Here is a 10,940-nt window from a genome sequence, read left to right on the forward strand (position 1 = left end):
AATTTATGCTTACAAAAGTTTATGGAAGCGCCGTTTTTGGCGTTGAGGCCACAACTATTACAGTTGAAGTAAATGTTGATATTGGGGTAGGTTACCATTTAGTTGGACTGCCAGACAATGCCATTCGCGAAAGCAATTTCCGTATAGCCGCTGCCCTGCAAAACAACGGTTTCAAAATTCCCGGAAAAAAATTAATTCTCAACATGTCGCCCGCAGATCTTCGGAAGGAGGGTTCTGCCTATGATCTTACCTTGGCGATGGGTATTCTCATTGCCACAGAACAGATTGAAGAGCGAAATCCACTTTCGGAATATATAATTATGGGTGAACTTTCGCTCGATGGAAATCTACAGCCCATTCGTGGTGCTTTACCAATTGCGCTGAAAGCAAAAGAGGAAGGTTTTAAGGGATTTATACTTCCGAAACAAAACGCAAAAGAAGCTGCTATCGTTGAAGGAATTGATGTTTTTGGGATTGAGAATATAAAAGAAGTAATTGATTTTTTCAACGAAAATATTCAACTTGAAAAAACCGAGGTGGATATGGTGGCCGAATTTTACGAGCACTTGGAACATCCGGAACACGACTTTGCTGATGTGAAAGGACAGGAATCCATAAAACGCTGTATGGAAATTGCAGCAGCCGGTGGCCATAATATTATTTTGATTGGTCCGCCGGGTTCGGGAAAAACGATGCTTGCCAAACGTTTGCCAAGTATTTTACCGCCAATGACATTGCAGGAAAGTCTCGAAACAACAAAAATTCACAGCGTTGCGGGACGTACCATGGAAAAAGGTGGTATTATGACTTCGCGGCCTTTCCGAAGTCCACATCACACAATTAGTGATGTAATTATTTTAATGTGAACAATATATTTAAGTAATTTAATTATTAATTAATTGATTGATGTATTAAGTTTGTAATCTTTAAATAATTAATTCTAATCAACCTTACACCTTCGTTAATGACAAGAAAAACCCCTGTACTATTTAGATACCCGGGAGGAAAATTTTATGCTATAAAACTTCTTTCTAAGTTCTGGGAAAGTATTGAACATGATGAATATAGAGAACCTTTCGTAGGTGGAGGGAGTGTTTTTTTTTCCAAATCGAAATCGAAATTTAATTGGCTCAATGATTTAGACTCTGAATTGATTGACACTTATAAAATAATTAGTAATACTTCAACAAGATTAAATTTGGCAGACTCATATAAAAATGAAGTTGCTAACAAAGAAAGATGGCGGGAAGTTTTTAATAGCCAACCTTCAAATCAATTTGAAACTGCTTGGAAGTATTATTATCTTAATAGAACGTCATTTAGTGGGAAATTAGTGTCTCCCTCTTGGGGATATAGACCTAAGAGAAGTTTACCACCTAATAGATGGCATGAGAGAATTTTACCATGTGGTGAAAAATTAAATAATGTAAAGTTAACATCGATTGATTTTGAAAAGGTTATTCTCAATAAAAGTAAGAATAATGTTTTAATTTTTGTTGACCCACCTTACTTTAAACCACCTAAGCACAAGCATTATAGAAATGGATTTGATATTCACGACCATGAGAGGCTTGCAGAAACCTTAAAGAAAACTCCACATAAATTCTTTTTAACTTACGATGATTGTGAAGAAATAAGGCTTTTGTACAATTGGGCAAATATTTATGAAGTTAATTTCTTTTATAGAGTAGATAACTCTAATGTTGAAAATGGTAGGAGAAAACTCGGGTTCGAATTAATTATTACAAATTATAATATTCCAAAACAAGAAACTTTATTTAATGAATAAGCTTAAACCTTATGTAAAATCAACTGATTATGTCAAGTCTCCTTTTCGATATCCAGGCGGTAAATTTTATGCACTTAAACATATTATTCCATTTTTAAATGTTGTAGAACATTCAGAATATAGAGAGCCTTTTGTTGGTGGTGGAAGCGTTTTCTTTGGTAAGAAAAAAGCGGATAGAAATTGGATAAATGATATTGATAATGATTTGATGAATGTATATAGTCATATTTTGAATAAGTCCTCCATTAAGGATTTTAGTGTTTTATTTGATGATGAATATGCTAACCGTGAAAGACATAAAGAAATTATCCAAATGAATGCTAAGTCAAGTTTCGAAAGAGCATTCCAAACTTATTACTTGAATAGAACATCATATTCGGGCATAATTAATAAACCAGCTTGGGGTTATAAGGATGGTAAAAGTTCTCCTCCCAAAAACTGGAAAAATTTCTTACTGAATGCACATATTAAATTACAAAATACAAAAATCACAAGTTTAGATTTTGAGGAAGTTATTAATGCCAAGTCAAAAGATGATAAAGTCTTAATCTATCTAGATCCGCCATATTATTTAGCTGATCAAAAGAGGGCTTACACTAACTCCTTTGTATTAAAAGACCATAAAAGATTAGCCGATATCTTGAAAAACACAAAATTCAAATTTTGTTTATCCTACGATGATTGTGAAGAGATAAGGGTGTTGTATAAATGGGCAAATATTTATACCAAAAGCTGGCTTTATAATACCGCAAATATCAATGGAGCATCAAGAACAATGGGGAATGAATTAATAATAACTAACTACACAGTTGAGGTTTAAAAATTTTTGAAATGTTTTCTGAACTCAATTCATATTTGAGCAAATCTTTATATAAAAATTTTTGCAACGAATTTATTCTATGATTCATCTTTGCATGAGATTGAAGTTCATCAGTCGGAATCATAAATATTTTCCATTCAATTTTAAAATCAATTCCTATTTCTTCACTAAATAGTTTAACTAAGGGCGGTCCAAGGGCAAGGACTAAATATTCAAAATCTGATTTTAAATATAATCTACTTTGAGTTGGGTGGTCATTAACTCTTCCTCTGGTTAGTTGTGTTTCAGTGGCCACAACGGAATTTATTCCTTGAAATCTACAATTATTTGTCGAAACCCCTTTAACTTGAAAAAATGTATTTGAACCATTTATTTTTACAGCAAAGTCCGCTTTATCTCCTCTGATTGGTCTCAAATTTACTGGGTTTAAACATTCTATGTTATGTTTTATTAGAAAATTATTTATAACTACTTCACGTGCGAAACCTCTTATTGACATATCCCATATTCTAAAATTACCATCAGTCAGTATTGTGTCAATAATTATTTCTGATTTTAGATTTAATTTTGAGCTTGATTTTGGAAGAACCTCAAGCAATGCATTACTAGGAATATGGCTATTTCTTTTTAAATCAATGTTTTTAATTCCAAGTCTTTCAAAATTATTTAATCCTTTATGATTTCTCCATCTAATTCTAAAGGGGCTTTTAATTTTGTTATTATCATTTGGATGTCTTGGAATTTCATTTTGGTTTAGAATAAGAATATTTAGGGGTTCATAAGTAATCAAGCCTACTAAAAAATCAGCGAAATGGTTTATTCCATGATAATAGCCCATTGATTCTTTTTCTGATTTAGCACCATGAGTTTTATGAGTTTTATATTGAACATACTCGCTGTTGGTTCCCGCCATATTTGGCGTTTTTAGCTGCAAGGAAAAATCGTTAACCATTAAATCTACAGCATCATCTCCTCCAATTTGAATAGCTAAATAATCGTTTTCTTCAAGTATATACTTAAATACAGATTCAAAGGCATGTCCTTTTACGGTTCTAAATACAGGAGAGTTTTCTGCAATAAGGGCATCAAAATCTTCAACATCAAGATTTAAAGAATCTAATAAAGCATTTAGTTTAATATCTTCTGAAAGAGTTGTAGCATCCTCAACGTTGTGTTTTTTTTTTAAATAAGAAATAATCTCGCCAATTCTTCCTGTACCAAAGTTTATTGAATCCATTTTACTAGTTTAATTTAAGGTGAAAGATACATGCAATAATTTAAAAGACCTTGAAACTAATTATGGTTTGTTACTATTAATAACTATTTATATAAAAGACCTATTTGAGAAATTTTATCATAGTCAAAAATTTGCTTTTCAATTTGCCTTTGATTTATTTTAAATTCTTTAGACAGAATATTAATAACCTCTAAATACTTACTCCATTGATTTAGGGTGAAATTCTTTCCTTTTGGGTTTGAGTTAACACTTCCTAATCTATAAAGTTGTCGCCATACTCTAATATCAAGTACTGGGTATTTTTGGTCGTAAAACATTAATAATGCCGATGCTGATGGATAGTTAACTCCTTCAAGTGCTGTAAGTATATGAATTTTTAATTTTTCATTATGTTGTTTAAATGCCGTGGATGTTATGTTTATGAAGTCTTCCTCTGTATTTAATTCATAATACCTAGTAGGTCGAGGTGATTTCCATTTCAACACTTTTAAAGCTTGTTTTTTATTGTAATATCCAATTTTTTTTAAGTCATGAAATTCTTCTAATAATATCTGTGTTTTTTTATCTTCTAGATATGGGGTTCTACAGATAATTTCTTTAATAGTAAATTCCATATTTTAATAATTATTTATTCGAAGATACAATTCTAGTATTAAATAGAAGGACATGTTTTTTTACTAATGTGTACAATAAAAAGTTCTTTTATTATTTTTATAAATTAAAATTGAATTAAGTATGCTTGCCATTTATTGCAGAATTAGTCGCTTAAAAGAAGAAGGTAAAGATAGAAGTATCGATGACCAAAAACAATTGGGAATTGATAAGGCAAAGGACTTAGAAATGCCATATAAGTTTTATGTTGATGAGGGCATTAGTGGTGCTGGGGACTCATTAGAAGAGCGTCCAGCAATTACACAATTGTTATCGGATGTCGTATCGGAAAAAATAAATGCAGTTTTTGTAATTGATGAATCTCGCCTTTCAAGAAACCCAAGAACAAAATATACTATTACCGATATTTTTAAAGAATACAATGTTATTACTTACAGTCATATTGATGGCCGTATTGATTTTTCAAATCCAGATGATGAATTCATATCAGAAATAAAGGGAATTATTCATAAACGCCAAATTACCGAGCAAAAAATAAAAATTAAATCAGTCTTGAAGTCAAATGCTAAGGCAGGTAGAGCACACGGTATATTACCTTACGGTTATTCAAAAGATAAAAAAGGCTTTTTAATAATTGATAAAACAGAATCGAAAATTATTAAACGGATTTTTAAACTTTCTCTAAGTGGAAAGGGCACTAATAAAATTGCTGAAATATTGAATAATGATAATATACCGACAAGATATAATAAAATTCAGAAGGGTACTATAACTACTGTCAATAAGCAAACTGGAAAGTTGACTACCACAAACAAAGCCGACATAAATTGGGCAGGAAATACAATTCGAAATATTATCTCTAACCCTATTTATAAAGGAAAGCGAAAATTTTCTAATAATTACTATGCTTCTCCAATAATTATAGAACCAGAATTATGGGATAAGGTTAATCATAATTTAAAAAATAATTCCAATACTTCTGGTAAGCAAACAGAGCATTTATATTTACTCAAAGGATTCTTAGAGTGTGCAAAGTGTGGAAGGAATATGTACGGAAGAACAAGGGTTAACAAGAAAGATAATTATTATATGTGTAGTTCTAAGCGTTACAAAAATGAGAACTGCGGAAATAGGTCTATAAATATTGATGGACTAAATAACTTTATATGGAGTCAAATGATTTTGGAAGAAAGATTCAGGAAACATTTGATTGACAACTTAAATAATTCTCAAGTTGAAAAGGATATTGAAACGCTAACCAGTCAATTAGCAGTTATAAGAAAAGAGCATTTAAAGCTTAGTAAAGAAAAACAAAAGGCCATACAATTTGCTATTAAAGGTCTTATTGATGAAAAGGACATTAAAAATGAAATTGAAAGAATTTCTAATAAAATTAAAGATATTGAGGTCAAGCAATTGAAAGTTGAAAATGAAATACAATATCTTAGCTTAAATATAAAAACGGAAAAGGAAATAAAAAGTGATTTTGCACAATTATCATCAAAAACTGATTTCAACACAAAAAAACATGCACTTAAAAGATATATTAAGCGAATAAAGATTAGATGGATAAATTCTAATAGAAGATATTATGTAGAGATTATTTTCCATAACTCTCCCAAGTCACTTACTTATATTTTAGATTGGAAATGTAATTTCCAAGAAATGTTTAATCCCATTGATACAATGATTAATAAAGTAAATTCGGTTAAATCCAAAAGTAAACATTAAATTGAATTTTCTAAGGGTGTGTAAGACCAGATGAAATTTGCATGAGATTTTCGTTTTCCATGACAGCAAGCAGAGATATTAGATTTTGTAAATTTCGTATCCGACTCCACAGCTTCATTAACTGATGCATGTACTTTGATTAAGTTAAAACTTTTATCATATTGATAGACGTTTTTTTGATTTCCGTGGGAAATCTTTTTTTCTTTTGGCAGTTTATATTTAGGAATAGACCAATATAAGTTTTCAATTGACACATTTAACTTGTTGTTATCTCTAAAATATAGTTTTGTATGATTCTCGGAGGGCTTAATGATTTCATCGTTAAAAGCAGCCGCTATAATTTTGTGAACATCATAAATTTTAGTTTTAGATTTCCAGTCAGTCAATTTAATTTTTAGGGTTCCATTTTTGCCTAAGAACACAGGAACAATTACACCATTTCGGTCAATTATATCACTAGTACTTCTCTTTACAGAATAAAGGTTATGAAATCCTCTTACACTTTTATATTCTTTATTATACTTTTCTAATTTCTCTTTTTCCCAAAGCCACATTCTTTCAACTGATTCATAAGTATCAATAAATTCATTTTTGTGAATTAATGATAACTTATCTTCATCACTATATTTGTATATGTTTCCATATTCAAAAATTATATCACCATTTCTCTTAAATTTTCGATAATAGTGTTCTGTAAAATCTTTAAAAATGTAATCTTCGATGTGTTTTAATGAAGAATTTAAACTATCAAAATTATTAAAATCATTTAAATTTTTTTTGTTGAAAAAGTACTCTTTCATCAATTTAAGAACAATAAATTTAATGTTCTCTGTATTTTGAAAATCTTTAAATATCGCTTTATGCAACCTTATGCCGACCTCAGGAATTTCTGATATAGTATGGTTTCTTATTCTTACATAAAGGCCACGTTGTCTTTTTTCATCCCACGTTTCCTTAAAGAAAAATTCATCCTCATCGTCGTATGATTCTTTTGGGTCATTTAAATCAAAAAGTATTATATTATATTCAAAGTCTTCTACTAGTTGTTGTAAATCTAATTTAGTCCAATAGTGGCCTAGATATTTTTCGGCAACATTATTATTAAGGCATTCAGATATTTTTTTTCGAATCGAATCATTTTTCATGACTTTTAAATGATTCTTGTTTGATTTAGTCAAATCAAAATTATTCCTTAAATATTCCTTACTTATCGATTCAATTGAATTGTAGGTATGAATAAGTTCAAATTTTGAATTATATTGATATATTTTTGAACCGAAGTATCTTTTCAAAGGTGTATTCATTTCTGGATATTTGTAGAAGAAACATATTTTATTCAAAATATGTATAATTAGTTATCACTTCTACTACTTGATAACGAGTTTTAAAATGATAACAATTAAAAAACTATAGTAAAATTATTTTTTTAATGTTTTTACATAAAAAATATCTCATAAATAATTCATTATTAATCACTTATGATATTTAAAATGTAAAAAAGTGATAACTAAATTGAATTTATTCAAATTTAGCTCAATTTTCGGACAATTATTAATCAAATTATGTTCAAAATTAGAATACGAGTACATAATAGTGTTCAAAACTATGATTTAGTTATCAATTTCTGCAACAACTTTATTTTTGAGTTTTTTAGTTATCAATTTTTACTGTTTAAAAAATAGGTTATAGGTTATTTTTGATATAAGAGTAAAGTCTAATGAAACACATTTATTCAACTGAAAGTGTATTAAATTAAATGATCCTAAAATTGTTACAGTAATTCTTTTATAGTTATATTTATTAAACACATAACTATATGAAAGCAAGATATATACGTATTTCAACACCTAATCAAAATTTTGAAAGGCAATTGTTAAAAAAACACTCTGAAGAAGTACTATTTATTGATAAGATTTCAGGTTCAATATCTTTTAAAGATAGATTAGAAGGTAACAATCTAATGGATAAAGTTTCTAAGGGAGAAATTAATCAAATTACTGTAAAAGCAGTTGATAGATTAGGTCGCAATATTTTAGATATTTTAACTACAATAGAATTTTTTGAAATTAATCTATGTAATCTTAAAGTAGAAAATTTAGGCATCAATTCATTAATTGATGGAAAACCTAATCCTGCATTTAAAATGATAGTTTCTGTTTTAGCTAATGTTGCAGAAATGGAAAGAAATAGTATTCTTGAAAGACAACGAGAGGGAATTAAAATAGCAAAAGCAAAAGGTATTTATAAAGGTAGAAAACGTGGAACAATTTTATCAGACAAAGACTTTTTGTTCAAATATAAAAATGTGGTTAAGGACTTGAAAAGCGGAATCTCAATTCGTAAAACGGCTCTAATTCACAATATTTCTGCCACTACCGTTCAAAAAGTAAAACATTTATCTGCAAAATTGAATTATTAGGCGCAAATCAATATACTAGATGTCGAATAATTCGCTTAAGGAAATTTCAAGGCCATTGCAAATTTCCATTAGGTAAATGTAGGTTGGATTCATTTTACCAACTTCTAACCTTTGAATACTTTGTTGGTCTTTGTTGACAAGAATACCTAAGTCAAACTGAGTAAGATTTTTATCTAACCTTAATTTTCGAATTCTCATTCCGAGTTTTTTTAACTGTATGTCTTTGTCAATCTCCATTATAGATAACAAAGTGCCGTAAATAATGTGTAAATCTTAACAACGAATACGTTGTAATTTGAAAATATATATTATTATTGTGTGTATAAAGTTTTTGATTATAGATTGTCTATATCATCATTATATGTGCTTAGCAAGGACATTTTAAGACATCTCTTTTCCATTTTTATATAACATATTTAAAAAAGGCTAACAGTCCATTAAAAGCTATTAAATGACCTTTCTATTTTAGAAAAGATGAATATTCTATTTCTATGCCCATAGAATAATGATTATATTTATTAAACTATTGATAAACAAATAGTTACAATAAAATTTTTAATTTATGAGAAATATAAGCATACAACTAACGGAAGAACAATACCAGAGAATCCGAAAAGAAATAAAAAAAGGGGCGACTACAAATTTCAATGAAGAAACTTTCTCAGGTTTCAAAATTATTTTGAACGTAATTGATGGTGGAATCTCTTGGATTGATTTTAAAATGTTAAACAGTGTAGAGATAGGAGATGTAAACTGGGATTTAAATTAAAAGTCAATAATCTATTGTTTTACTAATTCAAACTAATTTTCCAATAATGATAAAAGTTAAATTTTTCTGTTTACTATTATGTTTCTTTCAAATAGTAAAATCTCAAACCCCGCATTACAGTTTTAATCCAGAACATACCAAGGAAATTGCAAAACATTATTCAGCGGAACCTATTATCTTTCCAATAGAAGAAAGATTGGTTGCCACCGAAAAACAAGTGGCTCAAGAGAATCCAGAATACCACAAATTATTGAATGAAATAAAAACTAAACAAAAGGATAGTTTAGAGAACCAACTTATGATTTTTGAGTATAATCGTCATCTTCAATTGGTAAAGGATTTCGTTAAATCAGAAGAAAGATATAAAAAGAAAAAAAACCTTTTGATAAAAGCTCAAGAGTTCTTTTTAAAGAACAATTATAACTATTTAGTTTATGCAGATGATGAAATTAATAGTTCCAAAAAATCTAGATTCAATAGTTTAAAAAGTAATGAAACTCAATTCAAATACGAGTTGAAGAGAATTATTAGCCAAATCAGCCTTAATACTCCAAAAAACAGTTCCATAAATGAATTAAATGAGTTGAGAAAACGATTAAAAAAACATCCCGAATTTATTTATAAAACAGATATAGATTCAACAAATACTAAGAATGCTTTTGTTATTCTAAAGGAACTTTCGGGTGTTAAGTACCTGAATGGCATATTTGAATTATATGGCAAATATGAATTGATAAAAAAATATGGGTATACACAGGAAGGAGATATAGTAAATGTGATTGAGGATCAATCTTATAATAGTAGACAAAATGTTGTAATTCAAAATATTGAATCTAAAGAATTATTCGCAACTACTGGAGAAATTTTTGATTATGGAATTGATTTACGGCTAGTGAATTTAGAAAAAAACTTAAATGACAGGGGTTATAAAACTTCTAAAAATGGTGAGGATATTATTATTCATACTTCTCAAACTGATTTAGTTTTGACAAGGGATATTTATTTGCAAATACAAAATAATAATATAGAATATATTGATAAGGTTGCTAATTCAGTAAATCAATTTAATTTATACACTTCTAAATCTGAAAGTATAATTTCACATTTAAGTGACTTAAGAAAAATCTACAATAGTCGTTATTTGGGTGGAAATCTGGATAATGAATTTTTAAAGAAGTATAGAAATGAAGTATTAGCTGAAAGAAAGAAGTATGACAAAATTAGAAATCTTGAAGGCAGAAAAGATAATCTAGAAAACTTCCAACAGCATTTGACTTACAAATCGATAAATCAATTCTTAGCTATTACAAATGAATTATTAAAATCAGAAGAAAAACTTAATTAACTGATTTCTTTAAGCTTATTAAAATAATAAAATAAGTACACATTAAACCATAAAACAGACGTTGCCCTTGTGGGCGGCGGACAATATCCGCAGCCGGGCGAAATAAGTTTGGCGCACAACGGCGTTTTGTTTTTGGATGAACTTCCTGAATTTAAACGTGGTGTTCTCGAAGTAATGCGACAGCCTTTGGAACATCGCGATGTAACCATTTCTCGTGC

Annotated in this window: 10 protein-coding genes and 1 pseudogene; 7 read left to right on the forward strand and 4 right to left on the reverse strand. The window is 29.0% G+C overall.

The window, feature by feature from the left end; genetic code table 11:
• From ACN0TS_RS18530 to ACN0TS_RS18540, 3 genes are all read left to right on the forward strand, one after another.
• The coding region (locus ACN0TS_RS18530; RefSeq protein ID WP_417260812.1) for a YifB family Mg chelatase-like AAA ATPase at positions 1-866 on the forward strand (866 nt) is incomplete at its 5' end.
• Positions 867-964: 98 nt separating this feature from the next.
• Positions 965-1,789 carry a DNA adenine methylase gene (locus ACN0TS_RS18535; RefSeq protein ID WP_417260813.1) on the forward strand — a complete coding sequence of 275 codons (825 nt, stop codon included), beginning with the start codon at positions 965-967 and terminating at the stop codon, positions 1,787-1,789.
• Positions 1,782-2,609 carry a DNA adenine methylase gene (locus tag ACN0TS_RS18540; protein ID WP_417260814.1) on the forward strand — a complete coding sequence of 276 codons (828 nt, stop codon included), beginning with the start codon at positions 1,782-1,784 and terminating at the stop codon, positions 2,607-2,609. The genes ACN0TS_RS18535 and ACN0TS_RS18540 overlap by 8 nt, the downstream gene beginning before the upstream one ends.
• Here ACN0TS_RS18540 and ACN0TS_RS18545 read toward each other — a convergent pair.
• Together ACN0TS_RS18545 and ACN0TS_RS18550 are read right to left on the reverse strand one after the other, a co-directional pair.
• Positions 2,587-3,846, reverse strand: a complete 1,260-nt coding sequence (locus ACN0TS_RS18545) for a hypothetical protein (RefSeq protein ID WP_417260815.1) — start codon at positions 3,844-3,846, stop codon at positions 2,587-2,589. The two genes, ACN0TS_RS18540 and ACN0TS_RS18545, sit on opposite strands and share 23 nt — an antisense overlap.
• 83 nt (positions 3,847-3,929) lie before the next feature.
• Positions 3,930-4,460, reverse strand: a complete 531-nt coding sequence (locus tag ACN0TS_RS18550; RefSeq protein WP_417260816.1) for a hypothetical protein — start codon at positions 4,458-4,460, stop codon at positions 3,930-3,932.
• A gap of 121 nt (positions 4,461-4,581) precedes the next feature.
• On the opposite strand from ACN0TS_RS18550, the gene ACN0TS_RS18555 reads away from it, so the two are divergent.
• Positions 4,582-6,189 (forward strand): recombinase family protein, encoded by a 1,608-nt coding sequence (locus tag ACN0TS_RS18555; RefSeq protein ID WP_417260817.1) that lies wholly within the window; start codon positions 4,582-4,584, stop codon positions 6,187-6,189.
• Here ACN0TS_RS18555 and ACN0TS_RS18560 read toward each other — a convergent pair.
• Positions 6,186-7,367, reverse strand: a complete 1,182-nt coding sequence (locus ACN0TS_RS18560; protein WP_417260818.1) for a hypothetical protein — start codon at positions 7,365-7,367, stop codon at positions 6,186-6,188. The two genes, ACN0TS_RS18555 and ACN0TS_RS18560, sit on opposite strands and share 4 nt — an antisense overlap.
• Positions 7,368-8,005: 638 nt before the next feature.
• On the opposite strand from ACN0TS_RS18560, the gene ACN0TS_RS18565 reads away from it, so the two are divergent.
• Positions 8,006-8,608, forward strand: coding sequence for a recombinase family protein (locus tag ACN0TS_RS18565; protein WP_417260819.1), 603 nt, complete (start codon positions 8,006-8,008; stop codon positions 8,606-8,608).
• Positions 8,609-8,623: 15 nt separating this feature from the next.
• Here the strand turns inward: ACN0TS_RS18565 and ACN0TS_RS18570 are convergent, their stop codons facing one another.
• On the reverse strand, positions 8,624-8,845 hold the full coding sequence (locus ACN0TS_RS18570; RefSeq protein WP_417260820.1) for a helix-turn-helix domain-containing protein: 222 nt from the start codon (positions 8,843-8,845) through the stop codon (positions 8,624-8,626).
• Between the two features lie 578 nt (positions 8,846-9,423).
• Here ACN0TS_RS18570 and ACN0TS_RS18575 point away from each other — a divergent pair.
• Complete coding sequence (locus tag ACN0TS_RS18575; protein ID WP_417260821.1) at positions 9,424-10,722, forward strand: hypothetical protein; 1,299 nt, start codon at positions 9,424-9,426, stop codon at positions 10,720-10,722.
• A gap of 63 nt (positions 10,723-10,785) precedes the next feature.
• Positions 10,786-10,940, forward strand: a pseudogene (locus tag ACN0TS_RS18580) (ATP-binding protein); the annotation flags it as partial.

It is taken from the genome of Celeribacter sp. (assembly GCF_048266405.1).
GTDB lineage: Bacteria > Pseudomonadota > Alphaproteobacteria > Rhodobacterales > Rhodobacteraceae > Celeribacter.